Origin of the sequence: Streptomyces sp. BK208, assembly GCF_004364245.1 — a bacterium.
Classification (GTDB): domain Bacteria; phylum Actinomycetota; class Actinomycetes; order Streptomycetales; family Streptomycetaceae; genus Streptomyces.
In genome coordinates this window covers 77,171-104,140 of record NZ_SOAV01000003.1, presented here as the reverse complement: position 1 = coordinate 104,140, position 26,970 = coordinate 77,171, and the positions used below count along the sequence as shown (strand labels likewise).

The 26,970-nt window shown below is 72.4% G+C and carries 28 protein-coding genes; 19 read left to right on the top strand and 9 right to left on the bottom strand.

What is annotated here, in order from left to right; all coding sequences use genetic code 11:
* Positions 1-6: 6 nt before the first annotated feature.
* The 3 genes from EV562_RS08865 to EV562_RS08855 are packed head-to-tail and all read right to left on the bottom strand — an operon-like array spanning position 7 to position 1,594.
* Complete coding sequence (locus tag EV562_RS08865) at positions 7-465, bottom strand: PPOX class F420-dependent oxidoreductase (protein ID WP_133886158.1); 459 nt, start codon at positions 463-465, stop codon at positions 7-9.
* Positions 462-740 carry a DUF397 domain-containing protein gene (locus EV562_RS08860; protein ID WP_133886157.1) on the bottom strand — a complete coding sequence of 93 codons (279 nt, stop codon included), beginning with the start codon at positions 738-740 and terminating at the stop codon, positions 462-464. The genes EV562_RS08865 and EV562_RS08860 overlap by 4 nt, the downstream gene beginning before the upstream one ends.
* Positions 737-1,594 carry a helix-turn-helix transcriptional regulator gene (locus tag EV562_RS08855; RefSeq protein ID WP_133886156.1) on the bottom strand — a complete coding sequence of 286 codons (858 nt, stop codon included), beginning with the start codon at positions 1,592-1,594 and terminating at the stop codon, positions 737-739. The genes EV562_RS08860 and EV562_RS08855 overlap by 4 nt, the downstream gene beginning before the upstream one ends.
* Before the next feature lie 162 nt (positions 1,595-1,756).
* On the opposite strand from EV562_RS08855, the gene EV562_RS08850 reads away from it, so the two are divergent.
* Together EV562_RS08850 and EV562_RS08845 are read left to right on the top strand one after the other, a co-directional pair.
* Entirely contained in the window at positions 1,757-2,185 is a 429-nt protein-coding gene (locus tag EV562_RS08850) for an ATP-binding protein (protein ID WP_133886155.1), read from the top strand.
* A 49-nt stretch (positions 2,186-2,234) separates the two neighbouring features.
* Complete coding sequence (locus tag EV562_RS08845) at positions 2,235-3,149, top strand: HipA family kinase (RefSeq protein WP_133886154.1); 915 nt, start codon at positions 2,235-2,237, stop codon at positions 3,147-3,149.
* 80 nt (positions 3,150-3,229) lie between these two features.
* Here EV562_RS08845 and aceB read toward each other — a convergent pair whose 3' ends face one another.
* Both aceB and EV562_RS08835 read right to left on the bottom strand, forming a co-directional pair.
* Positions 3,230-4,852 (bottom strand): malate synthase A, encoded by a 1,623-nt coding sequence (gene aceB, locus EV562_RS08840; RefSeq protein WP_133886153.1) that lies wholly within the window; start codon positions 4,850-4,852, stop codon positions 3,230-3,232.
* 184 nt (positions 4,853-5,036) lie between these two features.
* Positions 5,037-5,660, bottom strand: a complete 624-nt coding sequence (locus EV562_RS08835) for a nucleotidyltransferase family protein (protein ID WP_133886152.1) — start codon at positions 5,658-5,660, stop codon at positions 5,037-5,039.
* Between the two features lie 145 nt (positions 5,661-5,805).
* Here EV562_RS08835 and EV562_RS08830 point away from each other — a divergent pair, with 145 nt between their 5' ends.
* Positions 5,806-6,117, top strand: a complete 312-nt coding sequence (locus EV562_RS08830; RefSeq protein WP_243860007.1) for a DUF5955 family protein — start codon at positions 5,806-5,808, stop codon at positions 6,115-6,117.
* Positions 6,118-6,188: 71 nt separating this feature from the next.
* Here the strand turns inward: EV562_RS08830 and allR are convergent, their stop codons facing one another.
* Positions 6,189-7,001, bottom strand: a complete 813-nt coding sequence (gene allR, locus EV562_RS08825; protein WP_133886151.1) for an allantoin degradation transcriptional regulator AllR — start codon at positions 6,999-7,001, stop codon at positions 6,189-6,191.
* 256 nt (positions 7,002-7,257) lie between these two features.
* On the opposite strand from allR, the gene allB reads away from it, so the two are divergent.
* Positions 7,258-8,595 (top strand): allantoinase AllB, encoded by a 1,338-nt coding sequence (gene allB / locus EV562_RS08820; RefSeq protein WP_133886150.1) that lies wholly within the window; start codon positions 7,258-7,260, stop codon positions 8,593-8,595.
* A gap of 60 nt (positions 8,596-8,655) precedes the next feature.
* Positions 8,656-9,786, top strand: coding sequence for an allantoicase (alc, locus tag EV562_RS08815; protein ID WP_133886149.1), 1,131 nt, complete (start codon positions 8,656-8,658; stop codon positions 9,784-9,786).
* 75 nt (positions 9,787-9,861) lie between these two features.
* On the opposite strand, the gene EV562_RS08810 is transcribed toward alc, so the two are convergent.
* Complete coding sequence (locus tag EV562_RS08810; protein ID WP_133886148.1) at positions 9,862-10,638, bottom strand: SDR family oxidoreductase; 777 nt, start codon at positions 10,636-10,638, stop codon at positions 9,862-9,864.
* A gap of 175 nt (positions 10,639-10,813) precedes the next feature.
* On the opposite strand from EV562_RS08810, the gene EV562_RS08805 reads away from it, so the two are divergent.
* Positions 10,814-11,209: a ribonuclease gene (locus EV562_RS08805; protein WP_133886147.1), complete on the top strand. Its 396-nt coding sequence runs from the start codon at positions 10,814-10,816 to the stop codon at positions 11,207-11,209.
* Positions 11,210-11,216: 7 nt separating this feature from the next.
* On the opposite strand, the gene EV562_RS08800 is transcribed toward EV562_RS08805, so the two are convergent.
* Positions 11,217-11,417 (bottom strand): hypothetical protein, encoded by a 201-nt coding sequence (locus EV562_RS08800; RefSeq protein ID WP_133886146.1) that lies wholly within the window; start codon positions 11,415-11,417, stop codon positions 11,217-11,219.
* Positions 11,418-11,596: 179 nt separating this feature from the next.
* On the opposite strand from EV562_RS08800, the gene EV562_RS08795 reads away from it, so the two are divergent.
* The 6 genes from EV562_RS08795 to EV562_RS08770 all read left to right on the top strand — a co-directional run bounded on the left by EV562_RS08795 (position 11,597) and on the right by EV562_RS08770 (position 16,784).
* Complete coding sequence (locus EV562_RS08795) at positions 11,597-12,847, top strand: histidine kinase (RefSeq protein WP_133886145.1); 1,251 nt, start codon at positions 11,597-11,599, stop codon at positions 12,845-12,847.
* Positions 12,848-12,925: 78 nt separating this feature from the next.
* Complete coding sequence (locus tag EV562_RS08790) at positions 12,926-13,609, top strand: response regulator transcription factor (protein ID WP_133886144.1); 684 nt, start codon at positions 12,926-12,928, stop codon at positions 13,607-13,609.
* A gap of 147 nt (positions 13,610-13,756) precedes the next feature.
* The gene (locus EV562_RS08785) at positions 13,757-14,263 is read left to right on the top strand and encodes a DUF2617 family protein (RefSeq protein WP_133886143.1); all 507 of its coding nucleotides are present in this window, start codon (positions 13,757-13,759) and stop codon (positions 14,261-14,263) included.
* Positions 14,260-14,655, top strand: coding sequence for a DUF4247 domain-containing protein (locus EV562_RS08780; RefSeq protein ID WP_133886142.1), 396 nt, complete (start codon positions 14,260-14,262; stop codon positions 14,653-14,655). Before EV562_RS08785 ends, EV562_RS08780 begins: the two co-directional genes overlap by 4 nt.
* Before the next feature lie 70 nt (positions 14,656-14,725).
* Entirely contained in the window at positions 14,726-15,166 is a 441-nt protein-coding gene (locus EV562_RS08775) for a DUF350 domain-containing protein (protein WP_133886141.1), read from the top strand.
* 22 nt (positions 15,167-15,188) lie between these two features.
* Positions 15,189-16,784, top strand: a complete 1,596-nt coding sequence (locus tag EV562_RS08770) for a polyamine aminopropyltransferase (protein ID WP_133886140.1) — start codon at positions 15,189-15,191, stop codon at positions 16,782-16,784.
* Here the strand turns inward: EV562_RS08770 and EV562_RS08765 are convergent.
* Positions 16,778-17,788, bottom strand: a complete 1,011-nt coding sequence (locus EV562_RS08765) for a Gfo/Idh/MocA family oxidoreductase (RefSeq protein ID WP_133886139.1) — start codon at positions 17,786-17,788, stop codon at positions 16,778-16,780. The genes EV562_RS08770 and EV562_RS08765 overlap by 7 nt on opposite strands.
* A gap of 129 nt (positions 17,789-17,917) precedes the next feature.
* Here EV562_RS08765 and EV562_RS08760 point away from each other — a divergent pair, with 129 nt between their 5' ends.
* The 7 genes from EV562_RS08760 (at position 17,918) to EV562_RS08730 (ending at position 26,743) form a co-directional block, all read left to right on the top strand.
* Positions 17,918-18,655: a myo-inositol degradation transcriptional regulator gene (locus tag EV562_RS08760; RefSeq protein WP_133886528.1), complete on the top strand. Its 738-nt coding sequence runs from the start codon at positions 17,918-17,920 to the stop codon at positions 18,653-18,655.
* Positions 18,656-18,885: 230 nt separating this feature from the next.
* Complete coding sequence (locus EV562_RS08755; RefSeq protein ID WP_133886138.1) at positions 18,886-19,890, top strand: sugar ABC transporter substrate-binding protein; 1,005 nt, start codon at positions 18,886-18,888, stop codon at positions 19,888-19,890.
* Complete coding sequence (locus EV562_RS08750; RefSeq protein WP_133886137.1) at positions 19,887-20,927, top strand: ABC transporter permease; 1,041 nt, start codon at positions 19,887-19,889, stop codon at positions 20,925-20,927. Before EV562_RS08755 ends, EV562_RS08750 begins: the two co-directional genes overlap by 4 nt.
* Positions 20,924-21,733, top strand: coding sequence for an ATP-binding cassette domain-containing protein (locus EV562_RS08745; RefSeq protein WP_133886136.1), 810 nt, complete (start codon positions 20,924-20,926; stop codon positions 21,731-21,733). Before EV562_RS08750 ends, EV562_RS08745 begins: the two co-directional genes overlap by 4 nt.
* A gap of 121 nt (positions 21,734-21,854) precedes the next feature.
* The gene (locus EV562_RS08740) at positions 21,855-23,003 is read left to right on the top strand and encodes an ROK family glucokinase (RefSeq protein ID WP_133886135.1); all 1,149 of its coding nucleotides are present in this window, start codon (positions 21,855-21,857) and stop codon (positions 23,001-23,003) included.
* A complete protein-coding gene (locus EV562_RS08735) occupies positions 23,000-23,581 on the top strand; it encodes a sugar kinase (protein WP_133886134.1) in 582 nt (193 codons plus the stop codon). The genes EV562_RS08740 and EV562_RS08735 overlap by 4 nt, the downstream gene beginning before the upstream one ends.
* Before the next feature lie 102 nt (positions 23,582-23,683).
* Entirely contained in the window at positions 23,684-26,743 is a 3,060-nt protein-coding gene (locus EV562_RS08730; protein ID WP_133886133.1) for a DEAD/DEAH box helicase, read from the top strand.
* Positions 26,744-26,970: the final 227 nt, after the last annotated feature.

Below are 26,970 nucleotides of genomic sequence, written 5' to 3'. Positions count from 1 at the left end.
CTCTGCTCAGCCGGCGATGTCGAGCGCCGTGCCGTACAGGCGCTCCACCTTCAGTCGAATGACCACCCGGCGCTCGGCGACCAGTTGCGCCAGGAACGCATCCTCGTCCTCCGGTCTCGCGCCCTGTGGGACCATCGCGAGCAGTTCCCGCCCGACGGCGTCGCCCGGAACGGTCGTACTCCCGGACACCTCGGCCTCGCCTTCGGCGACGGCGAACGACCACACGTCGCCACCCTGCACATGCAGCGCCGCACGCGGGTTGCGCCGTAGATGCGCGACCTTGACCCGGTCGGCCGTCGTCGAGAACCGCACCGTGCGGGCTTCGGGGTCCCAGCTGTACAGCATGGTGGTCAGATGCGGGTGGCCACTGCGCTTGACGGTGGCGAGCGTGCCGAACTGCTGCTTGCCGAGCAGGGCGGAGAGGGCTTCGTCGGTCAGGGGGCGAGGCGCTGGTCCTTGAGTCATGACGTGGTCAACGTCCGTGAAGGCGCAGCCATTTCATGGACGCACGTGTGAAGGAAGCGGATCCAGGCCGCCGGGGAGACGGCGAGCTGGTCTCCCTGCCGCACCTTCGAGTCGCGGACGTGCACGGTCTCGGGGCAGGACGCCACCTCGACGCAGTCGCCGTCGCCGCCGCTGCTGTAGCTGGACTTGTGCCAGGACAGGGCCACCTCGACGCAGTCGCCGTCGCCGCTGCTGCTGTACGAGCTTTTGAACCAGGCCAGTTCCATCGTGTTCATGAGGTTCCTCGCATCCGCTGCAACAGGCCCAGGGAGTCATCGAGGGAGAGAGCCTGTGACCGCATCCTGGCATACCTCATTTGGAGGACGCTGACCTCTTTCCGCTCGGAGACGAACATGCCTCCCCGTTGACCCTCGTTGTAGGCGAACCAGCGTGCTTCGGGTGTCTCAAGCAGTTGCATTGGGCCGGCCATCCCCGCATGGGCGTTCCGCAGCGGCATCACCTGGACCTCCACGTTCCGCAACTCCGCCAGCCTTAGGACGTGATCGAGCAACTCCCGCGTGACCTCTGCTCCGCCCGTGCGGCGCAGAAACAGATGCTCCTCCAGAATGAAGCTGAACGCCGTGTTCGGCCGCTCCCTCAGCAGCCGCTGCCGCTCCGACCGTGCGATCCACTGTGCCTCGATCTGGTCGTCACCCAGTGGCGGCAACTGGTTCGTGAACAGCGTGCGCGCGTACGCCTCGGTCTGCAACAGCCCGGGAACCAGGCGGCATTCATAGGTGTACAGACTCACCGCCTCCGCCTCGAACCGCGCCCACTGCCGGAACCAGCTCGCCAGCCCCGGTTGCCGCGACAGGTGCCGTGCCGCCCCCCGCAACGCGCCGAACGCGTCGAGGACTTCCTCCGCGCGCTCCACGAAGTCCAGCGGCGGGAAGCGCCGCCCCTGCTCGATCGAGGCCACCGTCGGCACCGAGTACCGCACCTGCGGGGCGAACTCCTCCTGGGTCAGGCCCGCCCGTTTGCGGAACGCCTTGACGACCTCACCGAAGGTCCTGAGACTGTCCGACCGCTCCGGTTCACCGCCCCCGCAGAGCGCTTCCGCGCCGCCCGCGCCACCCGTACCGTCCGACATCCAGGACACCTCCCGCCACGTACATCCACTGGACCAACCCGGCCAACGGGCCCATGGTCACGGATGGTTACCCCTACCGTCCACACTCCGTACCCGTACGCTGACCCTGCGTACCGGTGACCGACCTGGTGGCGGACCGTCGCCGCAGGTGGGATGGGCGGCATGAGACCAGCCCCCACACCCCGCCCTCCGGTCACCGCGCGTGTGTTCGTGCAGCGGTTCAGCTCCACCCCGCGCGGCGCGCGACTGGCCCGGCATCTCGCCCTGCACCGGCTCGACACCTGGGGCGTCCCGTACGGTTCGGCGCTCTCCGACACGGCCGCACTGCTCGTCGCGGAGCTGGCGGCGAACGCCGTGACGCACGGGCGGGTGCCGGGCCGGGACATCGAGGTGCTGCTGCGGCTCGACGCCTACACGCTGCGGATCGACGTGTCGGACAGCCGGGGAGAGCGCCGCCCGGAGATCACGGCGGCGCCGGAAGGCGAGCACGGGCGCGGGCTGCTGCTCGTGGACGCGCTGGCGGACCGGTGGGGCGTGCTGGACCGCGTACCCGTCGGCAAGACGGTCCGCGCGGAGCTGGACCTCGGGTGACGGACGGCGCCGCACGCGTCGGACGGGCGCGCCTCCATATGCTCGTCCCATGCTCACCGAAGTCACCGTCACCCGCTACGTCGAGCCCCTGCGTTCCGGTGGCTCCGTGCCCGCCGTCGTCGAGGCCGACGACCTCGGCACCTACGTCCTGAAGTTCACCGGCTCCGCGCAGGGCCGCAAGGCGCTGGTCGCCGAGGTGATCGTGGGGGAGCTGGCGCGGGAGCTGGGACTGCGGGTGCCGGAGCTGGTGCTCGCGCACTTCGACCCGGCGATCGCCGAGGACGAACCGCACCAGGAGGTGCGGGACCTGCTGCACGCCAGCGCGGGGCTCAACCTGGGCATGGACTACCTGTCGGGCGGCGCCGACTTCACGCCCGAGCTGGCCGAGGTGTTCCCGGTGGACGCGCGGGAGGCGGGGAGGGTCGTCTGGCTGGACGCCCTCACCGTCAACGTCGACCGGACGGTGCACAGCTCCAACCTCATGGTCTGGCCCACCCTCGGCACCGTGCCCCCGCGCCTGTGGCTGATCGACCACGGCGCGGCCCTCGTCTTCCACCACCGCTGGGGCGCCTCCCCGCCCGAGAAGGCGTACGACTTCCGGCACCACGCCCTCGGCCACTACGCGCCCGACCTCCCGGCCGCCGACGCCGAGCTGGCGCCCAAGGTGACGGAGGAACTGCTGCGCGAGGTGGTGGGCCGGGTGCCGGAGCCCTGGCTGACCTGCGAGGGCGACCTCGACACGCCGGAGAAGGTGCGCGCCGCCTACGTGGCCTACCTGCACGCGCGCGTACGGGCCTCACGGCAGTGGCTGCCCACCGGCTTCCCGAGCCGCGAGGAACTCGCCGCCGAGAACGCGGCCCGCGCGGCGCGCACGCAGCGGGGCCGGCCGGACTGGCTGAAGCGGGTCCCCGACCTGCACGGCAAGCCGCCCGCCGAGCAGGACTGGTCCGTGCACCTGGGTTGACCCGCCCGGCCCGGCACACGATCGCGCCCCCGGTGCCGTGCTGCGGCACCGGGGACGCGGTCGTCGAACGCGGGGCGGCGTCAGCCCTTCAGCTGCTCGTACGCCGGCAGCGTCAGGAAGTCGGCGTAGTCCTGGTCGAGCGACACCGTGAGCAGCAGGTCGTGCGCCTGCTGCCAGTTGCCGGCCGCGAAGGCCTCGTCGCCGATCTCGGCGCGGATGTTGGCCAGTTCCTCGGCGGCGACCTTGCGGGCCAGCTCCGCGGTGACCTGCTCGCCGTTGTCGAGGACGACCTCCGCGTTGATCCACTGCCAGATCTGCGAGCGGGAGATCTCGGCGGTGGCCGCGTCCTCCATCAGGTTGAAGATGGCGACCGCGCCGAGGCCGCGCAGCCACGCCTCGATGTAGCGGATGCCGACCTGCACGGCGTTGACCAGACCCGCGTACGTGGGCTTCGCGTCCAGGGAGTCGATCGCGATCAGGTCGGCGGCCTTGACGTCGACGTCCTCGCGCAGGCGGTCCTTCTGGTTCGGCTTGTCGCCGAGCACCTTGTCGAAGGACTCCATGGCGATCGGCACCAGGTCCGGGTGGGCGACCCAGGAGCCGTCGAAGCCGTCACCGGCCTCGCGGTCCTTGTCGGCGCGGACCTTCTCGAAGGCGACCTTGTTGACCTCGGCGTCCCGGCGCGAGGGGATGAAGGCCGCCATGCCGCCGATCGCGTGCGCGCCCCGCTTGTGGCAGGTGCGGACGAGGAGTTCGGTGTACGCCCGCATGAACGGGGCGGTCATCGTCACGGCGTTGCGGTCCGGCAGGACGAACTTGGCACCGCCGTCACGGAAGTTCTTGACGATGGAGAACAGGTAGTCCCAGCGACCCGCGTTCAGCCCGGCGGCGTGGTCGCGCAGTTCGTAGAGGATCTCCTCCATCTCGTACGCGGCCGTGATCGTCTCGATCAGGACGGTGGCGCGGACCGTGCCCTGCGGGATGCCGACGTAGTCCTGCGCGAAGACGAACACCTCGTTCCAGAGGCGGGCCTCCAGGTGGGACTCCGTCTTCGGGAGGTAGAAGTACGGGCCCTTGCCCAGGTCGATGAGGCGCTGGGCGTTGTGGAAGAAGTACAGGCCGAAGTCGACCAGGGCGCCGGGGACCGGGCGGCCGTCGACCTGGAGGTGGCGCTCGTCGAGGTGCCAGCCGCGCGGGCGCATGACGACCGTCGCCAGCTCGGCGTCCGGACGCAGGGCGTAGGACTTGCCGGTGCGCTCGTCGGTGAAGTCGATGGTGCGGGTGTAGGCCGAGGTCAGGTTCAGCTGACCGAGGACCACGTTCTCCCAGGTCGGCGCGGAGGCGTCCTCGAAGTCCGCGAGCCAGACCCTGGCGCCCGAGTTGAGGGCGTTGATGGTCATCTTGCGGTCGGTGGGGCCGGTGATCTCGACGCGGCGGTCGTTCAGCGCGGCCGGAGCGGGGGCCACCTTCCAGGAGTCGTCCGCGCGGATCGCGGCGGTCTCCGGGAGGAAGTCGAGCGTGGAGGTGCGGGCGATCTCGGCGCGGCGCTCGGCACGGCGGGCGAGGAGCTCGTCACGCCGGGGCGTGAACCGCCGGTGCAGCTCGGCCACGAAGGCGAGCGCCGCATCGGTGAGGACCTCCTCCTGCCGGGGCAGGGGCTCGGCGTCGACGATGGCCAGCGTGGACGGCGCTGGTGCGGACATGAGCTGTCACTTCCTTCAGCGGTGGCACCGGGTGCCAGAGGGTGCGTATGGGGCATTACGCACTCGCCGTGCAGCGGAGTGCTTCTGGTCAGTGGATAGTAGTTTCCTCATCGTGGAACTTCAATGGTTTGTTGATGTCGAGATTCTCCGAGTCGAGGAAAGGTGGCGCTCGGTGCCATCCCCCTCACTCAAGGTGGACCAGGTCCGCCTCGGTGTCGATGTCGTACGGCCGTGCCACGTCCCCGCACTCGACGAGGGCGATCTGCGCCTCGTGTTCCCCGAGATACGCACGGGCACCCCGGTCGCCGGTGGCGGTCGCCGCGATCCCCGCCCAGTGCGCGGCGCCGAGCAGAACGGGATGCCCGCGCCTGCCCGCGTAGGCCGCCGAGACCAGTGAGGTCTCGTCCCGGTATCCGGCACGCACCCGGGTCATCGCCTCAGCGCCGATGCCGGGCTGGTCGACCAGGGAGACGAGCGCCGCCCGCGCCCCGGTCCCGGCCAGCGAGCCGAGACCCGCCCGCAGGGACGAACCCATGCCCTCCTCCCAGTCGGGGTTGTCCACCAGCACGCAGCCGTCGAGGGCCGCCCGCGCGCGTACGTCTTTGGCGCGGGCCCCCAGCACGACGTGGACGCGGACGCACCCGGCCGCGCGCAACACGCCGACCGCGTGTTCGACGAGCAGGTGTCCACGGTGTTCGAGCAGCGCCTTGGGGCGGCCGCCGAGCCGCCGGCCGCCCCCGGCCGCCAGCAGCAGTCCCGCCACCGGGCCGCCCACCTGGTCTTCCGGCCGGGTCTCGTTGTCGGTCATGCGTCCTGCATACCTGACGGCACGCCAAACGCCCCGGCGTGCGCCGGGTTTTCGGAGGCTGAATTTCGGTCCGCGTGGTGGCGCGGCCGGCGCGGGGTGGCGTTTACTGGCCCGCGCACATCGGGGTGCGAGGGGGAGGGCTGCGTTGCGGAGCTTGGGGCAGAGGCACGTGACCGTCGGCGACGAGGACGTGAGGGTGGTGGCGCTGCGCGCGGCGGTGTCCCGGTTGCGCCGCCGCCTGGCCGCGCTGCCCGCGGACTTCCCGGACCGGGGGATCGCGGAGGACGAACTGGCCGACCTCGCCGCCATGGCGGGTCACGGCGTCCCGGAGGCGCCTCGGCTGCGCCGCTCTCTGTTGCTGATAGCCGGGGCGATCGGCTCCGTCAGCGCACTCGCCCCGGGGCTGACGGAGGTCCGTCACGCGGTGGAACTGTTCGGGGACCCGCCGCGCCGCTGAGTTCCTTGAACCGAACCCCGTGACGGAGCGCCACGGGGCTCGCGGGCCGGCGCCGGTGCGGCGGGCGGGCCTCAGGCGGCCGGAGTGCCGTTCGCGCCGTTCGAGGTCAGCAGGGCCTCGGACAGCTCCGCCGCCACCTGCTGCAGCAGGGGCACGATCCGGTCGGTCGCGGCCTCGGTGACCCGGCCCGCGGGGCCGGAGATCGAGATGGCCGCGGCGGTGGGGGAGTCCGGCACGGAGACGGCCAGGCACCGGACGCCGATCTCCTGCTCGTTGTCGTCGATCGCGTAACCCTGGCGCCGCACGTCCTCCAGCGCCGCGATGAAGCCGTCCGGGGTGGTGATCGTCTTGTCGGTCGCGGCCGGCATGCCGGTGCGGCCCAGCAGGGCCCGCACCTCGTCCGCCGGGAAGTCCGCGAGCAGCGCCTTGCCGACACCCGTGGAGTGCGGCAGCACACGCCGGCCGACCTCGGTGAACATGCGCATCGAGTGCTTCGACGGCACCTGGGCGACGTACACGATCTCGTCGCCGTCGAGCAGCGCCATGTTCGCCGTCTCGCCGGTCTCCTCGACCAGGCGGGCCAGGTGCGGGCGCGCCCAGGTGCCGAGCAGGCGCCCCGCGGACTCGCCGAGGCGGATCAGACGGGGGCCGAGCGCGTACCGGCGGTTGGGCTGCTGGCGTACGTATCCGCAGGCCACGAGGGTGCGCATCAGGCGGTGGATGGTCGGCAGCGGCAGCCCGCTGCTCGCCGAGAGCTCGCTCAGGCCGACCTCGCCCCCCGCGTCCGCCATCCGTTCGAGCAGGTCGAAGGCGCGCTCCAGGGACTGGACGCCACCGGTGGCGGACCTGGCGGAGTCGGTGGTGCTGGCGCTGGACGTCGGCACGGCACGTTCCTTTCGGGGCTGGCGGGAGGAAAGAAGCGTACCCGGCGGCCGGTTGACTACCGGCTTGTACGTAGCTACGTTCTGCTTGCTGGAATTCTAATTCCGCTTTGTGGAAACGTCCAGAGCGGTGTCATTGGGCATGCCATCACAAAGGGTGCCTCTTGACGGCCTCGGAGCGGGAGTGAAGACTCCTTCAACAGAACGTTGAAATTCGACGGGCAGAGGCAGACACGCACAGGTAGAGAAGGGGATCCGGGTGTCCGAAGCTGAACTGGTGCTGCGCTCGACGCGCGTCATCACTCCCGAGGGGACGCGCGCCGCGTCGATCGCGGTCACCGGGGAGAAGATCACGGCCGTGCTGCCGTACGACGCCCCCGTCCCGGCGGGCGCCCGGCTCGAGGACGTCGGCGACCACGTCGTCCTGCCCGGCCTCGTCGACACCCACGTACACGTGAACGACCCCGGGCGCACCGAGTGGGAGGGCTTCTGGACCGCCACCCGCGCCGCGGCGGCCGGCGGCATCACCACCCTCGTCGACATGCCGCTCAACTCCATCCCGCCGACCACCACGGTCGACAACCTGCGCACCAAGCGCGAGGTCGCCGCGGACAAGGCGCACATCGACGTCGGCTTCTGGGGCGGCGCCCTGCCCGACAACGTCAAGGACCTGCGCCCCCTGCACGAGGCCGGGGTCTTCGGCTTCAAGGCCTTCCTGTCGCCGTCGGGCGTGGACGAGTTCCCGCACCTCGACCAGGAGCAGCTCGCCCGGTCGCTGGCCGAGATCGCCGCCTTCGACGGCCTGCTGATCGTGCACGCCGAGGACCCGCACCACCTGGCCGCGGCCCCGCAGCAGGGCGGCCCCAAGTACACCCACTTCCTCGCCAGCCGCCCGCGCGACGCCGAGGACACCGCCATCGCGACCCTCCTGGCGCAGGCCAAGCGGTTCAACGCGCGCGTGCACGTGCTCCACCTGTCCTCCAGCGACGCCCTGCCGCTGATCGCCGAGGCCCGCGCCGACGGCGTACAGGTGACGGTCGAGACCTGCCCGCACTACCTCACGCTCACCGCCGAAGAGGTGCCGGACGGGGCCAGCGAGTTCAAGTGCTGCCCGCCGATCCGCGAGGCCGCCAACCAGGACCTGCTCTGGCAGGCGCTGGCGGACGGCACGATCGACTGCGTCGTCACCGACCACTCGCCCTCCACCGCCGACCTCAAGACCGACGACTTCGCCACCGCCTGGGGCGGCATCGCCGGCCTCCAACTCAGCCTGCCGGCCATGTGGACCTCGGCCCGCGAGCGCGGCTACGGCCTGGAGGACATCGTGCGCTGGATGTCGGCGCGCACGGCCGGCCTGGTGGGGCTCGACTCCCGCAAGGGCGCCATCGCGGCGGGCCACGACGCGGACTTCGCCGTCCTCGCCCCCGACGAGACCTTCACCGTCGACCCGGCCGCCCTCCAGCACCGCAACCGCGTCACCGCGTACGCGGGCAAGACCCTGTACGGCGTCGTGAAGTCCACCTGGCTGCGCGGCACGCGCATCGTGGCGGACGGCGCGTTCACCGACCCGAAGGGACAGCTCCTCGACCGGGCCTGACGGCTCGGCCCCCTGAACCAGTCCCTCCCCGAACAGCCCCGAAAGGAACACCTGATCACCGTGACGGCCCAGCAGAACACCTCGTTGGCCAGCTTCACCGGCGACGCGAACCCCTACGGGGGCGGCGACCCGTACGCGGACTACCGCACCGCCGACCTCCCCTTCACCCAGTACGCCAACCTTGCCGACCGGCAGCTCGGTGCGGGTGTCGTCGCCGCCAACGACGAGTTCTTCGCCCAGCGCGAGAACCTGCTGGTGCCCGAGCCCGCCGAGTTCGACCCCGAGCACTTCGGGCACAAGGGCAAGGTCATGGACGGCTGGGAGACCCGGCGGCGCCGCGGCGCCTCGGCCGAGCACCCCTGGCCCACCGAGGAGGACCACGACTGGGCGCTGATCCGCCTCGGTGCCCCCGGCGTGATCCGCGGCATCGTCGTCGACACCGCCCACTTCCGCGGCAACTACCCGCAGGCCGTGTCCGTGGAGGGCACCTCGGTCGCGGGCTCCCCGTCCCCCGAGGAACTGCTCGCGGACGACGTGAAGTGGACGACCCTCGTCCCGCGCACCGCGGTCGGCGGCCACGCGGCCAACGGCTTCGCCGTCTCGGCCGAGCAGCGCTTCACCCACCTGCGCCTCAAGCAGCACCCCGACGGCGGCATCGCCCGCCTGCGGGTGTACGGCGAGGTCGTCCCCGACCCCGCCTGGCTCACCGCCCTCGGCACCTTCGACGTGGTCGCCCTGGAGAACGGCGGCCAGGTCGAGGACGCCTCCAACCTCTTCTACTCGCCGGCCACCAACACCATCCAGCCGGGCCGCTCCCGCAAGATGGACGACGGCTGGGAGACCCGCCGTCGCCGCGACCGGGGCAACGACTGGATCCAGTACCGCCTGGTGGACCGCTCCCAGATCCGCGCGGTCGAGATCGACACGGCGTACCTCAAGGGCAACAGCGCCGGCTGGGCCTCGGTCTCCGTGAAGGACGGCGAGGACGGTGAGTGGCGCGAGGTGCTCCCGCGCACCCGGATGCAGCCCGACACCAACCACCGCTTCGTCCTGCCGGAGACGGCCGTCGGCACCCACGCGCGCGTCGACATCTTCCCGGACGGCGGCATCTCCCGCCTGCGTCTGTTCGGCACCCTGACGGAGGACGGCGCGGCCCGCCTCGCCGCCCGTCGCCAGGAACTGGGCGGCTGACCCGCGCCCGTCACAGACCCGCGGGGCGCACCGGCAGGACAGCACCGGTGCGCCCCGCGCGCATGCCCGGGGCGGTCACGCGGCGTGGCCGCCGTCCACCGCGTACTCCGCGCCGGTGACGTACGAGGCGGTCGCCAGGTACGCCACGGTGGCCGCCACCTCGGCCGCCGTGCCGAAGCGGCCCAGCGCCGTCATGGCCGCCTGCCCGTCCGCGTAGGGTCCGTCCGCCGGGTTCATGTCGGTGTCGACCGGTCCCGGGTGCACGATGTTCGCCGTGATCCCGCGCGGGCCCAGCTCCCTCGCCAGGGCCTTGGTCAGCCCGATCAGCGCCGACTTGCTCGTCGCGTACAGCGTCCCGCCGGGTCCGGGCACGCGCTGGGTCATGCAGGTGCCGACGGTGATGATCCGCCCGCCCTCGGTCATGCGGGCGGCGGCCGCCTGGGAGGCGAGGAAGACGCCGCGGACGTTCACGGCCAGCAGCCGGTCGACGTCGGCGACGGACAGGCTCTCCAACGGGCCGAGCAGACCGATCCCGGCGTTGTTGACCAGCACGTCGAGCCGGCCGCCGAGCGCCTGAGCGGCCCGCTCGACCGCCCCCGCCGCCTCGTCCGCGTCGGCGGAGTCGGCCCGCAGGGCCACCGCCCGGCGCCCCAGCGTCTCGATCTCCCGTACGACACCGTCGGCCGCGTCCTTGCCGTTCACGTAGGTGAGCGCCACGTCCGCGCCCTCCCGGGCCAGCCGCAGGGCGGTCGCCGCGCCGATGCCCCGGCTGCCGCCGGTCACCAGGGCGGTGCGGCCGGTCAGGGGAGTGGTGGCGGGGGCGAGTGGGGTGGTGTGCGTGTTCGTGTCCATGGGTCCATCCCACCCGGGCCGCGGTGTCCGTGCTGGCGGCGAACGGACGTCGACCTGAGCGCCGGACACCCCTGCCCGGCGCCGGTGTGTCCACGCGGGATACACATACGACGTCCCGGGAAACTCCACGAACTTGACATTGACATGCCAGCGTCTACGCGCGTCATCATGGGTCATGCGATTCCCCCCACGCGCCGCCCGGCTGGGCGCCTCAGCCGCAGTCCTGTCCGCCCTCCTCCTGGGCGGCACCGTCTCCGCGACCCCGGCCGGCGCCGCGCCCGCCGCGGTCGGCGACATCTGCTACAGCGACCTGCCGTCCCAGGCCCACGACACGCTCGACCTGATAGAGCAGGGCGGCCCCTACCCCTACGACCAGGACGGGACCGTCTTCCAGAACCGGGAGGGCGTCCTGCCCAGCCGGTCCTCCGGGTACTACCACGAGTACACGGTGATCACCCCGGGCTCCGACACGCGCGGCGCCCGCCGGATCGTGACCGGTGAGCAGACCCAGGAGGACTACTACACGGCCGACCACTACGCGTCGTTCGACCTCGTCGACCACGGCTGCTGAGACCCCCTCACGCGGACCTGCGGCTCTCGGCGGCGGCGAACAGCGCTCCGCCGAGAACGAGCAGGGTCAGGCTCGCGCAGACCCCGTAGCCGTCGAGGAAGGCGATCCGCCGCACCAGGCCCACCTTCCAGCCGGCGAACTCGTGCACCAGACCCGTCAGGCCCTGCAACACGGCGAGGAAACCGAGGAACTCCAGCAGTCGCTTCACGATCCCGACTCTCGCCCCGCGGTCCCCCCACGCACATCGGTCGCGGGGCGAGCCCTGCCCGACGGAAGGTGTCGCCGGGCGCGCGGCGGCACGCCGAAAGTCGAGGAACGCGCGTCTTTGGTCGACGGCGCCTCCCGACCGGCGGCCCCGGCCGCCGCGACTGCGTAGATTTGCCGACCGTGAACAGTGACGAGCGGGCCGCGCCGCCCCCGGCCTTCGCGAAGCGGCGCTGGGTGCTGCCGGCGGCTCTGGTCGAGGACCTGTACCCGCAGCCCCCGCGCCCCGGCGGACGGCCGAGGCGCACCGCGCGCGACTGGATCGTCGACTTCACCTGCTTCCTGCTCGCGGTCGCCATCGGTCTGCTGGCCGTCGACTCCCTGGACCAGGAGGCGAACCTCCCGCCGGTGATGGAGGCCGTGGACCAGGTGGTCGGGGCCCTGGCCTGTGCCGCCGTGTGGCTCCGGCGGCGCTGGCCGTTCGGGCTCGCGGTGGCGATGGTGCCCGCCTCCCTCGTCTCGGCCACCGCGGGCGGCGCCGCCCTCGCCGCCCTCTTCACGCTCGCCGTGCACCGGCCGTTGCGTTACGTGGCCTGGGTGGGAGCCGCCGGCCTCCTGGTGCAGCCCCTGTACTACTGGATGCGACCGGAACCCGACCTGCCCTTCCTGGCGTCGGTGGTCATCGGCACCCTGCTCACCGTCGCCGTCGTCGGCTGGGGCCTGCTGGTCCGCTCCAAGCGCCTGCTCCTGCTCAGCCTGCGCGACCGCGCCCGGCACGCCGAAGCCGAGGCGCGGTTGCGGGGCGAGCAGGCGCAGCGGCTGGCCCGGGAGGCGATCGCCCGCGAGATGCACGACGTCCTCGCCCACCGGCTGACCCTGCTCAGCGTGCACGCGGGCGCCCTGGAGTTCCGGCCCGACGCGCCCCGGGAGGAGATCGCGCGGGCGGCGGGCGTCATCCGGGAGAGCGCACACGAGGCCCTCCAGGACCTGCGGGAGATCATCGGCGTCCTGCGGGCGGCGGAGGCGGACGACGCGGGCCGCCCGCAGCCGACGCTCGCGGCGCTCGACGCGCTGGTCGCCGAGTCCCGCGCGGCCGGCATGAAGGTCACCCTCACGGACGGCGTCCCCGACCCCGGCACCGTCCCCGCGTCCGTCGGCCGCACCGCCTACCGCATCGCCCAGGAGGCGCTGACCAACGCGCGCAAGCACGCCCCCGGCACCGAGGTCACCGTGTCGGTCTCCGGGGCGCCGGGCGACGGTCTCGTCCTGTCGGTGCGCAACGCCCCGCCCCGCGGCGAGGTGCCCCACGTGCCCGGCTCCGGACAGGGCCTGATCGGGCTGACCGAGCGGGCCACGCTCGCGGGCGGCACCCTGGAGCACGGGCCCACGCCCGCGGGCGGCTTCGAGGTGAGGACGAGGCTGCCGTGGGAGTGAGGCGCCGCCCGGGGCCCGGGGCCGCGAAGAGCGTCACGGAGGTGAAGTCGGCCCGGGCGACCGTGATTACGTAGGGCCATGACTGCCATCAGACTGCTCCTCGTCGACGACGACCCGCTCGTGCGGGCGGGACTGTCCCTCATGCTCGGCGGTGCCGACGACGTCGAGATCGTCGGCGAGGCCGCCGACGGGGACGAGGTGGCGGCCCTCGTCGACCGCACCCGCCCGGACGTCGTCCTCATGGACATCCGGATGCCGGTCGTGGACGGCCTCACGGCGACCGAGCGGCTGCGCACTCGCCCGGACGCGCCCCAGGTCGTCGTGCTCACCACCTTCCACGCGGACGAACAGGTGCTGCGGGCCCTGCGCGCCGGAGCCGCCGGATTCGTCCTCAAGGACACCCCGCCCGCACAGATCCTCGACGCCGTGCGCAGGGTCGCGGCCGGCGACCCGGTCCTGTCGCCCGCCGTCATCAGGCGGCTGATGGAGCAGGCGGCCGGAACCGCCCCCGACACCCGGCACGCACGGCACGCACGCGCGCGTGCCCGCCTGGACGCCCTCAACGACCGCGAACGCGAGGTCGCCGTGGCCGTCGGCCGCGGCATGGCCAACGCCGACATCGCGGCCCACCTCTACATGAGCGTCGCCACGGTCAAGGCCCACGTCTCCCGCATCCTGGCCAGGCTCGACCTCGACAACCGGGTCCAGATCGCCCTGCTGACCTACGACGCGGGGCTCCTGGACGAGTACCGGGACGTCTAGGGAGCTTCCTCCCGGACCTGGGCGGTGGGCTGTTGGCCGATGCCCACCGGCAAGGCGACCGCCCAGGGGCCGCTTTCGGCCACGTCCGACGCATGTGCCATACTCGGCGCCGCTCGTAGCACTATCGGACCGGGGGGCCGCAGTCGCATGCACGCCGTATCGCTGCAAGCCCCTTACCTGGACACGGCCGCGGATCAGCTCTGCTTCTCCCTGGACCTGACCGAACGGCCCGCGCTCGCCGAGCGTGAGGTGTTCGTGGGCGGCCTCGCGGTACGACTGAGGCTGCTCGGCGCCTCCCACCAGGTCTTCGCAGGACCGGTACGGGAGACCGTGGCGTGCCTGCCGGAGGCGGTCAGGGGACTGCCGACGACGCACACCCGGCAACTGGCGGGGTGGACGTACCGCTTCAGCGCCGCCACGGAACGCCTCGGTCCCGAGGAGTTCAGCGCCCGGGTCGCGGACGCCCTGGGCCGCGCGGACGAGGCGGAACACAGCCTGTGCGGGGTCTTCCCCGGGTCTCCGGAAGCGGTGACGGCGGTCGTGGTCGAGGCGGGCGACGAACGGTCCGGCGCGGGACTGGCCTGGCGCACCTGGCACAGCTACCCGCAGGACGGGCACATCGTATCGACGCACAGCCGGCTGGAGGCTCGATGAACAGCACCCGACTCGTGCGCGGGGCGGTGGCGGCCGTGCTGGTCACGGCCCTGCTCTCCGCCTGTTCCAGCGACGGGGAGGACGGCGTCCCACGCGGCTGGATCGGCAAGACGTACACCACCGGCGGGAGCGGGTGGGTCGACAGGAACAGCTCCCCGGCCAAGGTCGCCGACGCGATCGACGGTCACCGCGACGCCCTGGACCGGGCGTCCGGCGGCGGCAAGGAGTTCCTGCGCTACGGCGACGACATGGTGACCGTCTCGCCCTATCGGAGCGGCAGCACGATCGAGATCGAGGACTACCGCAACGGCTACCGCCGGCATCACCAGCACCTCACCTACTGGCCCAACCCGAGCAGCTTCCGCGGCGGCGGCCCCGGCTCGGGCAAGTGACGCCCGGCGCCCCCCGCCCCCGACGACGCCTTCCCCAGACGCCACAGACGCCCTCCAGAAAGGCAACGCAGTGACCGAGATCTTCGAGTCGGCCGGGCAGACCCTGCTCTACGGGGTCGTGGGCCTCGCCGTGATGGCCGTCGGCTTCGTCGCCCTCGACCTCGTCACACCCGGCAAGCTCTTCCACGTGGTGTGGCGGGACCGCAACCGCGGCGCCGCCGTGCTCCTCGGCAGCCAGTCCGTCGCGGTCGGGCTGGTCATCATGTCGGCCATCCGGGCCAGCGAGTCCGAAGAAGGCCTGGGACACGGCCTGTTCAGCACGCTCCTCTACGGTCTGGCCGGGGTGCTGGTGATGACGCTGGTCGGCATCGTCATCGGCGTGTTGACGCCGGGGCAGATGGGCGCGGTGGCCCTCGACGACGGCGACGACCACCGCGCGCACCCCGCCGCCTGGGTCCAGGCCGGCATGTACCTGGGCACCGCCGCCATGGTCGGCGCGGCCCTCTCCTAGGACCACCACGAGGACCACCCCCATGAGCTCCACCCTGGACGACCGCTCCACCGTGACACCCCCGCGCCCCCCGGCCGACCGCCACACCCGGGGGGCGCGGTTCCTGCTGCTGCTCGCCGTCTTCCTCTGCGCGGCCTGCGGCCTCGTCTACGAACTGGCCCTGACCGCGCTGGGCAGTTACCTCATCGGCAACTCGGTGCTCCAGACCTCCGTGGTCATCTCCGTGATGGTCTTCGCGATGGGTGTGGGCTCGCTGGCCGCCAAACCGCTGCGCCGCCGTCCCGTCGTCGCCTTCGCGGTGGTGGAAGGCGTGCTCGCGCTGGTCGGCGGCCTGTCCGTCCTGATGCTGTACGCGGCCTTCGCCTGGCTCCAGCTCTACATGCCCGCGATGATCGTCGTGTCCCTGGTGGTGGGCCTGCTCATCGGCGCCGAGATCCCGTTGCTGATGACGCTGCTCCAGCGCATCCGCAAGCAGGAGGCGAGCAGTGCCGTCGCCGACATGTTCGCCGTCGACTACATCGGCGCCCTCGTGGGCGGCCTGTGCTTCCCGCTGTTCCTGCTGCCGACCTTCGGCCAGTTGAAGGGCGCCCTGGTGGTCGGCGTGGTCAACGCGGTCGCCGGGGTCATCGTCGTGGTGTTCATCTTCCGCCGCCGGACCGGCCGGCGGGCCAAGGCCGGGCTGCTGGCCGGCGTCACCGTGGTGCTCGCCGCGCTCGGCACGACGTATGTGCTGGCGGACGACCTGGAGGTGACCGCGCGGCAGCACATGTACGCGGACCCGATCATCCACTCCGAGACCACGCAGTACCAGGACATCGTGGTCACCCGCTCCACCGCCTTCACCGGGAAGCCCGACGTACGGCTCTTCCTCAACGGCGACCTCCAGTTCAGCTCCGTCGACGAGTACCGCTACCACGAGTCACTGGTCCATCCCGCGCTGTCCGGCCGCCGCTCCGACGTGCTGATCCTCGGCGGCGGGGACGGGCTCGCGCTGCGCGAGGTGCTGCGCCACAAGGACGTCCGGCACGTCACCCTGGTGGAACTCGACCCGGCGATGACCCGGTTGGCGCGCACCTTCGAGCCGCTGCGGAAGCTCAACCACGGTTCGCTGGACGATCCGCGGGCCGAGGTCGTCAACGCCGACGCCTTCACCTGGCTGCGCGAGGCACGGCAGCGGTACGACGCCGTGATCATCGACTTCCCGGACCCGGACTCGGCGTCGCTGGCCAAGCTGTACTCGGTGGAGTTCTACGATCTGCTCCGCCGGGCGCTGGCGCCGCACGGCCAGGTCATGGTGCAGAGCGGATCACCCTTCTTCGCCCCCAAGACCTACTGGTCGATCGCCAAGACCATCGAGACCGCCGGGTACGCGACGACGGAGTTCCAGATCGACGTGCCGAGCTTCGGCAACTGGGGCTTCGTCCTCGCCGCCCCCGGTACCGAGGCCCCGCCGCTGCGGCTCGCCCCGGACACGCCGAAGCTGCGCTACCTGGACGAGGCGGTGCTGAAGGCGGCCACCGTGTTCCCCGTCGACCGCCGCCGCACCGACGTACGGCCGAGCACCCTGATGGATCCCGCGGTGCTCGAATACGTTCTGGACGAGTGGCGCGACTACTGAGGCACCCCGGGGATCTCCGCCAGCCGTACGGGACGGCGCTCGCGGCGGGAGACGTCGCAGGCCTCCGCGATCCGCAGGGCCTGCAGCGCCTCGCGCCCGTCGCAGGGGTTCGCCCGCTCGCCGCGCACGACCTGCACGAACGTGTTCAGCTCGGCCTCGTAGGCGGGTCCGAAACGCTCCACGAAGCCGGTCCAGGGCTTGTCGGCGGCCGGCGGCCCGGTCGGCTCGGTGGACGCGATCGGCGTACGGTCGTCCAGGCCCACGACGATCTGGTCCAGCTCCCCGGCCAGCTCCATGCGCACGTCGTACCCGGCCCCGTTCAGCCGCGTCGCCGTCACCGTGGCCAGCGTCCCGTCGTCCAGGGTGAGCAGCGCCGCGCCGGTGTCCACGTCGTCCGCCGCGCGGAACATCGGCGGACCGGCGTCCGACCCGGCGGCGTACACGTCGACGACCTCCCGCCCGGTGACCCAGCGCAGCACGTCGAAGTCGTGGATCAGCGTGTCCCGGTAGAGCCCGCCGGACTGCGGCAGGTACCCGGCCGGCGGCGGGGCCTGGTCGCTGGTCACCGCCCGGACGGTGTGCAGCCGCCCGAGCCGCCCGGACCGCACCGCCTCCCTGGCCCCCTGGTAACCGGTGTCGAAGCGGCGCTGGAAGCCCATCTGGAGAACCGTCCCGGCCGCCTCCACCTCGGCGATCGCCTGCGACGTGCCGGGCAGGTCGATCGCGATGGGCTTCTCGCAGAACACCGGCAGCCCCGAGCGGGCCGCCCGGCCGATCAGTTCGGCGTGGGCCGGCGTCGCCGTGGTGATCACCACCGCGTCCACGCCCCACTGGAAGATCTCGTCCACCCCCGGCGCCGCCGTCTCGCCCAGCCGGTGGGCCAGATCCTGGGCCCGAGGGAGGTCGGCGTCCGTGAGGATCAGGGATCCGACGTCCCGATGGCGGCTGAGCGTGTTGGCGTGAACGGTGCCGATGCGGCCCGTACCGATGACCCCGATGCGCATGGAATCAAAGTGGGCGCACAGCCCGCACCCTGTCAATCCGTATGTCAGGACAACCGAACCGCACAACTTCCCGTCACCTGCGCACGGAGCTACGCTCGGCGCGTGCCGAAACCAGAAGTGGACCCCACCGTGTCGCTGGACCTCAGCGTGGATCGCAGCAGCCCCGTGCCGCTGTACTTCCAGCTGTCGCAGCAGCTGGAGGCGTCGATCGAGCACGGCGCGCTGACCCCCGGCAGTCTGCTGGGCAACGAGATCGAGCTGGCCGCGCGGCTCGGCCTGTCCCGGCCCACCGTCCGCCAGGCCATCCAGTCGCTCGTCGACAAGGGCCTGCTCGTGCGCCGCCGGGGAGTCGGCACCCAGGTCGTCCACAGCAAGGTCAGGCGTCCACTGGAACTCAGCAGCCTCTTCGACGACCTGGAGGCGGCAGGGCAGCGTCCGGCCACGAAGGTCCTGGTCAACACCGTCGTCCCCGCGACCGCCGAGGTCGCCGCCGCGCTCGGCGTCGCCGAGGGGAGCGACGTGCACCGCGTGGAGCGGCTGCGCCTGACGCACGCCGAGCCGATGGCGTACATGTGCAACTTCCTGCCGCCGGGGCTGCTCGACCTGGACACCGGGCAGCTGGAGTCCACCGGCCTCTACCGGCTGATGCGCGCCGCCGGGATCACCCTGCACAGCGCCCGGCAGACCATCGGAGCCCGCGCCGCCACCGACGGTGAGGCGGAGCGGCTCGGCGAGGACGCGGGCGCCCCGCTGCTCACCATGGAGCGCACCACGTTCGACGACACGGGCCGCGCGGTCGAGTTCGGTGCGCACACCTACCGGCCCTCCCGGTACTCCTTCGAGTTCCAGCTGCTCGTGCGGCCCTGAACGGACACGTCCGGCGGCGGCTCCCACCGTGCGGGTTCGTCGCAATGTCCGGACAATGTGACCGTCGGGCGGTCCCCGGAGGCATGTGCTCCGCTTGCGTGTCGGACAATGGGGCGTTTGGGGTTTCCGGAACCTCGGATTCCACCATCCCGGGTTCCAGGACCCGGGCGGGGCCGTGAGCGGCCCCGCACGCACAGCACGGCACAGCACGGCAAGAAGGGCACGGCCTCGTGGCACGGTTTCGGACATGGGTGGGCATCGCGCTGGCAGGGGCACTGTCGGTGTCCCTGGCCGGCTGCAGCAGCACCGGCGGCAAGCGCGCCGAGGACGCCCGCAAGGCCGCGTCGGCCGAGGGCAGGGCGGCGGTGGACACCCCCCGCTGGACGTTCGCGATGATCACCCACTCGGGTGACGGTGACACCTTCTGGGACATCGTCCAGAGCGGCGCCGAACAGGCCGCGGTCAAGGACAACATCAACTTCCTGTACTCCCACGACGACGAGGCGCAGCAGCAGGCCCAGCTCGTGGACGCGGCCATCGACAAGAAGGTCGACGGGATCATCGTCTCGCTCGCCAAGCCGGACGCCATGAAGTCCGCCCTCGCCCGTGCGGCGAAGGCGGGCATTCCGGTGGTCACGGTGAACTCGGGGTCGGCGGAGTCCAAGAAGTTCGGCGCTCTCACCCACATCGGCCAGGACGAGACGATCGCGGGCGAGGCCGTGGGCGAGGAGCTGAACGAGCGCGGCCGCAAGCAGGCGATCTGCGTGCTCCACGAGCAGGGCAACGTCGGCCACGAGCAGCGCTGCGACGGCGTGGAGAAGACCTTCGACGGCAAGGTCCAGCGGCTCTACGTCACCGGCACCAGCATGCCGGACGTGCAGTCCGCCATCGAGGCCAAGCTCCAGACCGACAAGTCCGTCGACGCCGTGGTCACCCTCGGCGCCCCCTACGCCGACACCGCCGTGAAGGCCAAGCAGGGCGCCGGCAGCAAGGCCGAGATCGACACCTTCGACCTCAACGCCAAGGTGGCCGCCGGCCTGGAGGACGGCACCCTCGGCTTCGCCGTGGACCAGCAGCCCTACCTCCAGGGCTACGAGGCCGTCGACCTGCTGTGGCTCTACCGGTACAACGCCGACGTCCTCGGCGGCGGCCGTCCGGTGCTCACCGGGCCGCAGATCATCACCAAGGACGACGCGGCGGCCCTGGCCGACTACACGAAGCGGGGCACCCGGTGAACGCCACGCAGGTGAAGGCGGCCGACGAGAGGATCCTGCGGACCTCTCCGCTGCGGAAACTGCTGGGCCGCCCCGAGCTGGGCTCCGTCGTCGGCGCGATCGCCGTCTTCGTCTTCTTCGCGTTCTTCGCCGACAGTTTCCTGCACGCCTCCAGCCTCAGCACGGTGCTCTACGCCGCCTCCACGATCGGCATCATGGCCGTCCCGGTGGCCCTGCTGATGATCGGCGGCGAGTTCGACCTGTCCGCGGGCGTCATGGTCACCTCGTCGGCCCTGGTGTCGTCGATGTTCAGCTACCAGATGACCGCCAACGTCTGGGTCGGCGTCGGCGTCTCGCTGCTCGTCACCCTGGCGATCGGCGCCTTCAACGGCTTCATGCTGACCCGCACCAAACTCCCCAGCTTCATCATCACGCTGGGCACCTTCCTCATGCTGACGGGCCTGAACCTGGGGTTCACCAAGCTCATCGACGGCACCGTCTCCACCAAGTCGATCGCCGACATGGAGGGCTTCCCCTCCGCCCACGACGTCTTCGCCTCCACCCTCACGATCGGCGGCGTCGGCTTCAAGGTGACCATCCTGTGGTGGCTCGCCCTGGTCGCCGTGGCCAGCTGGATCCTGCTGCGCACCCGCGCCGGCAACTGGATCTTCGCGGTCGGCGGCAACAGGGACGCCGCCCGCGCGGTGGGCGTCCCGGTGACCCGGACCAAGGTCGGCCTCTACATGGGCGTGGGCCTCGGCGCCTGGATCTCCGGCCAGCACCTGCTCTTCTCGTACGACGTCGTCCAGTCCGGCGAGGGCGTCGGCAACGAGCTGATCTACATCATCGCGGCCGTCATCGGCGGCTGCCTGATCACCGGCGGCTACGGCAGCGCCGTCGGCTCGGCCGTCGGCGCCCTCATCTTCGGCATGACCAGCAAGGGCATCGTCTTCGCCGAGTGGAACCCCGACTGGTTCAAGTTCTTCCTCGGAGCGATGCTGCTCCTCGCGACCCTGCTCAACGCCTGGGTCCGCAAGCGCGCGGAGGCCACCAAGTGACGCAGACCGAAGGCCGTACGGCGCTCGTCGAGCTGTCCGGCGTCAGCAAGAACTACGGCAACGTACGGGCCCTCGAAGGCGTGTCCCTGGAGGTCCACGCCGGCGACATCACCTGCGTGCTGGGCGACAACGGCGCGGGCAAGTCCACCCTCATCAAGATCATCTCCGGGCTGCACCAGCACGACGGCGGCACGCTGCGCCTGGACGGCGAGGAGACCCGGCTCTCCTCGCCGCGCGACGCCCTGGACCGCGGTATCGCCACCGTCTACCAGGACCTCGCGGTGGTCCCCCTCATGCCGGTCTGGCGCAACTTCTTCCTCGGCTCCGAGCCGCGCAAGGGCGTCGCCCCGTTCAAACGCATGGACGTCGACCACATGCGCCGCACCACCCACGCGGAACTCCTGCGCATGGGCATCGACCTGCGCGACGTCGACCAGCCCATCGGCACCCTCTCCGGCGGCGAGCGCCAGTGCGTCGCGATCGCCCGCGCGGTGTACTTCGGCGCGAAGGTGCTTGTACTGGACGAGCCGACGGCGGCGCTGGGCGTCAAGCAGTCGGGCGTCGTCCTGAAGTACGTGGCGGCGGCCCGGGACCAGGGCCTGGGTGTCGTCCTCATCACCCACAACCCGCACCACGCGTACCTGGTCGGGGACAGGTTCGTGCTGCTGAAGCGGGGCACGATGGTGGGCAACCACGAAGGCGAGGACATCACCCTGGACGAACTGACGAGGCAGATGGCAGGCGGAACGGAGCTGGACGATCTGCGCCACGAACTGCAGCGTGCCCAGGGGCGCGGGACTGTGTGATGTGCGGCTCCGCCGCGTGGGCGCGAGTAACCACGACGCACCCGCACCCGGCGAAGAACCGGTCACACCACCCCCTGTCCCATTCGGCACCCGGCGCAGCCGTGCGGCACAATCGCACCCGATGAGCACCTACCGCGACTTCACCGCCCCCATCGGCTCCCGCCGCGCCCCCGTCCTGCGCACCGTGGGCACGAGGGAACGCCGCTCGCACCTCTCGGCACCCCGCGTGCCCACGGTCGGCATCGACATCGGCGGCACGAAGGTCATGGCGGGTGTCGTCGACGCCGACGGCAACATCCTGGAGAAGCTCCGCACGGAGACCCCGGACAAGTCCAAGAGCCCCAAGGTCGTCGAGGACACGATCGTCGAGCTGGTCCTCGACCTCTCCGACCGGCACGACGTGCACGCCGTGGGCATCGGCGCGGCCGGCTGGGTCGACGCCGACCGCAACCGCGTGCTGTTCGCCCCCCACCTGTCCTGGCGCAACGAACCGCTGCGCGACCGCATCGCCGGCCGGCTCGCCGTGCCCGTCCTGGTGGACAACGACGCCAACACGGCCGCCTGGGCCGAGTGGCGCTTCGGCGCCGGCCGGGGCGAGGACCACCTGGTCATGATCACGCTGGGCACCGGCATCGGCGGCGCGATCCTGGAGGAGGGCCAGGTCAAGCGCGGCAAGTACGGCGTCGCCGGCGAGTTCGGGCACATGCAGGTCGTCCCCGGCGGTCACCGCTGCCCGTGCGGCAACCGCGGCTGCTGGGAGCAGTACAGCTCGGGCAATGCCCTGGTCAGGGAGGCCCGTGAGCTGGCCGCGGCCGACTCGCCGGTGGCGTACGGGATCATCGAGCACGTCAAGGGCAGCATCGGCGACATCACCGGCCCGATGATCACCGAGCTGGCCCGCGACGGCGACGCGATGTGCATCGAGCTGCTCCAGGACATCGGCCAGTGGCTCGGCGTCGGCATCGCCAACCTCGCCGCGGCCCTGGACCCGTCCTGCTTCGTGATCGGCGGCGGGGTCAGCGCCGCCGACGACCTGCTGATCGGTCCCGCCCGCGACGCCTTCAAGCGGCAGCTCACCGGCCGCGGCTACCGTCCCGAGGCCCGCATCGTCCGCGCCCAGCTCGGCCCCGAGGCCGGCATGGTGGGCGCCGCCGACCTGGCCCGGCTGGTCGCCCGCAGGTTCCGGCGGGCCAAGCGGCGCCGGGTGGAGCGGTACGAGCGCTACGAGCGGTACGCCGAGGCGCGCCGCGGGACCGGGGAGGCCCAGTGACGGAGACCATGCCGCAGCAGGCGGCGCCCCCGCAGGAGCCCGGACCGCCGGGCGAGGACCGCAGGCACATGATCCGCCGCCGAGCGCTCACTCTGCTCATCATCGTGCTGCTCATCGGCGTCCCGGCCGGCTACCTCGCGATCTCCGCCGGCCAGAGCCGCGACAGCGGCCGGGACAAGGAGGCGAAGTACGCGGCGACCGGCATGACCGACGGCTGGCCGTCCAAGCTGCAGCGCCGCATCTACGAGGTGCCCGTCCCGGTCCCCTCCGACGAGGTCGCGTACTACGAGACGAACAACTGGAGGACCAGCCGGCTCTACGTCCAGTTCGAGACCACCCGCGCGGGTCTCGACGTCTTCCTCGCCGGGCTGGGCGTGGACCGGGACGCGCTGAAGAAGGACCGGATCGCGATCAGCGACCGCGCCCAGCGGGTGACCGGCTGGGAGTTCGGCGGCTCCGGCTCCTGGTGGGGCGTCGTCAACGAGCAGGAGAACCCGGCGCCCACCCAGGACGTCGTCGTGAACATGGCCAACCCCGACTACCCGATGGTGTACGTCGTCTCGCACACCGTCCCGTAGGGCTCCGGGACCGGCCGGAAGGCCGCCGGAGCCGATTGTCAGACCCCGCCCGTAGAGTCGAAGACATCTGATCGGGCTGACGGGCGGGAGGTGACAAGACGTATGGGCGACACGGCCGTGACGGACACGGCGGCTCCCGGCCGGGCGGGGGAGCGGACGGGGAGCGGGGACCCGGACGCGGAGCGGCTGCCCCCGCGGCTCGCGGCCGTCTTCCTGCCCGCACCGCTTCCGCGCGACGGCAGGGTCGCCTTCTGGGACCCCGACGGCGGGCCCCTCACCGGCCTCGTCCCCGAGGGCGGGGCCGACGGCCGTTCCGCCGACGTCACGTCCGTCGGGGACCGGCAGGCGGGCGATTCTGCCGGTGCCGGTGCCGGTGCCGGTGCCGGTGCCGGTGCCGGAGCCGGAGCCGCGGGCACCGGGAGCGGAGCCCGGCCCGCCGGATTCACGGAGCTGACCGTCGTGCGCTCGCACGGCACCGGCGTGCGCCGCAGGACCACGCCCGCGGTGTCGCTGCCGCTCGCCGAGGCGCTGCCCCTCCTGGTGCGGGCCCGGCACGATCCGGCCGCCCACCCGGCCTCCGCCTGCTGGGGCGCGGCGGCCCTGCACGCCCTGCGGCTCACCGCGCGCGGCCGGCTGCTGCCCGGCCTGACCGCGACCGGACACGACGCCTGGCGGGCCGGCCCGCTCGACCCCGACGACGTCGCGCACCTGCGGGCCGTGGCCGCCGCCCTGCCGCCGGAGGGCCACGCGGTCCCGCTCGACGGCCCCGGACCGGTCCGGCTGCCGGAGCCGGAAGCGCTGATCCGCGCCTTCCTCGACGCCGTCGCCGACACCCTGCCCCGCACCCCGGCCGCGCCGCATGCCTCGGGCCGGCCGTTCGCCGCCCGCGGGGCCCAGCGCCTGCCCGACGCCCACGACTGGGCCGCGGAGGTCGCCGCCGGCATGGACGCGGGCGTGCGGATCTCCCTCCGCCTGGACCTGTCCGCGTACGACCTCTTCGACCGGGACGCGGACGGGGGCGCGGGCACGGAAGGCGGCGGACCCGCCGGCGTGCGCAACGCGGGCGCGGCGGTCGTCCAGGTGCACAGCCTCGCCGACCCCACCCTCGTGGCCGACGCCGCCGACCTGTGGTCGGGCACGGCCGACGACGCGTTCGGCCCCCGCGCGCGCGTGGACGCGGCCCTCGCGGTGCGGCGCGCCGCCCGGGTGTGGCCGCCGCTCGACCGGCTCGCCGAGCAGGACGTCCCCGACGTGCTCGGCCTGTCCGAGGAGGAGGTCACCGACCTGCTGGGGGTCGCCGCCGCCCGGCTCGCCGCCGCGGGGGTCGCCGTGCACTGGCCCCGCGACCTGGCCCAGGACCTCACCGCGACCGCGGTGGTCAGGGCCGCGCCCGGCTCGGCGACCGACGGCACGGGCTTCTTCGAGAGCGAGGACCTGCTTCAGTTCCGCTGGCAGCTGGCCATCGGCGGCGACCCCCTCACCGAGGCGGAGATGGACACCCTGGCAGAGGCCCACCGCCCGGTCGTCCGGCTCCGCGACCGGTGGGTGCTCGTCGACCCGTCGCTCGTCCGCCGGGCCCGCAAGCGCGACCTGGGTCTGCTCGACCCGGTCGACGCCCTCGCCGTCGCCCTCACCGGCAGCGCGGAGGCCGACGGCGAGACCGTCGACGTGGTGCCCGTCGGCGCGCTGGCCGCCCTGCGCGACCGGCTCACGGCGGGGGTGCGTCCCGCCGAAGCGCCGCCCGGCCTGCACGCCACCCTCCGCGACTACCAGCTGCGCGGCCTGGCCTGGCTCGACCTCATGACCTCGCTCGGCCTCGGCGGCTGCCTCGCCGACGACATGGGCCTCGGCAAGACCGTCACCGTCATCGCCCTCCACCTGAAGCGGGCCCGGACCGAGCCGACCCTCGTCGTCTGCCCCGCCTCCCTGCTGGGCAACTGGCAGCGGGAGATCGAGCGGTTCGCGCCGGGCGTCCCGGTCCGCCGCTTCCACGGCCCCGACCGCACCCTCGACGACCTTTCCGGCGGCTTCGTCCTCACCACGTACGGCACCATGCGGTCCGCCGCCACGACCCTGGCCGGGCAGCCCTGGGGCATGGTCGTCGCGGACGAGGCCCAGCACGTGAAGAACCCGTACTCGGCGACGGCGAAGGCCCTGCGCACCATCCCGTCCCCGGCACGGGTGGCGCTCACCGGCACCCCCGTGGAGAACAACCTCTCCGAGCTGTGGGCCCTGCTCGACTGGACCACCCCCGGACTGCTCGGCCCCCTGAAGTCCTTCCGCGCCCGGCACGCGCGCGCCGTGGAGAACGGCGAGGACGACCAGGCGGTGGAGCGCCTGGCCCGGCTCATCCGCCCCTTCCTGCTGCGCCGCAGGAAGTCCGACCCGGGCATCGTCCCCGAGCTGCCGCCGAAGACCGAGACGGACCACCCCGTCCCGCTCACCCGGGAACAGGCCGCGCTGTACGAGGCGGTGGTGCGCGAGTCGATGCTCGCCATCGAGGCGGCCGAGGGCATGGGCCGCCGCGGTCTCGTCCTCAAACTGCTGACCTCGCTCAAGCAGATCTGCGACCACCCGGCGCTCTTCCTGAAGGAGGCCGAGCAGCAGCCGGGCGGGACCGACCGGATGACCGCCCGCTCGGGCAAGCTGGCCCTGCTGGACGAGCTGCTGGACACGGTGCTCGCCGAGGACGGCTCCGTGCTGGTCTTCACGCAGTACGTCGGCATGGCCCGGCTCATCACCTCCCACCTCGCCGCCCGCGCGGTCCCGGTGGACCTGCTGCACGGCGGTACGCCGGTGCCGGAGCGCGAGCGGATGGTGGACCGCTTCCAGAGCGGGGCGACCCCCGTCCTCGTCCTGTCCCTCAAGGCCGCCGGCACCGGCCTGAACCTCACCCGCGCCGGCCACGTCGTGCACTTCGACCGCTGGTGGAATCCGGCCGTGGAGGAACAGGCCACGGACCGCGCCTACCGCATCGGCCAGACCCAGCCGGTCCAGGTCCACCGGCTCATCACGGAGGGCACGGTCGAGGACCGCATCGCCGAGATGCTCCAGTCCAAGCGGGCCCTGGCCGACGCGATCCTCGGCGCCGGAGAGTCCGCCCTCACCGAGCTGACGGCCCGTGAGCTGTCCGACCTGGTGTCCCTGCGGAGGCCGTCATGACCCCCCGGCCCGCCGACGAGGCCCGCCGCGCGCTGCGGGAGGCACGCGAGCGGGGCGAGGGTACGGGGGCGGACGCGGGCGCGGAGACCGGGGCGGGGGCGGCGCCCTCGGCACCGGCGTCGTCGGAGCCCTCGGCGTCGGCCGCGGGCCGGGAGGACGGTCCGCTTCGGCGGCCGGCCCAGCCGTCCGAGCCCGCCGAGCCGTCCGAGCCCGCCGAGCCGTCCGAG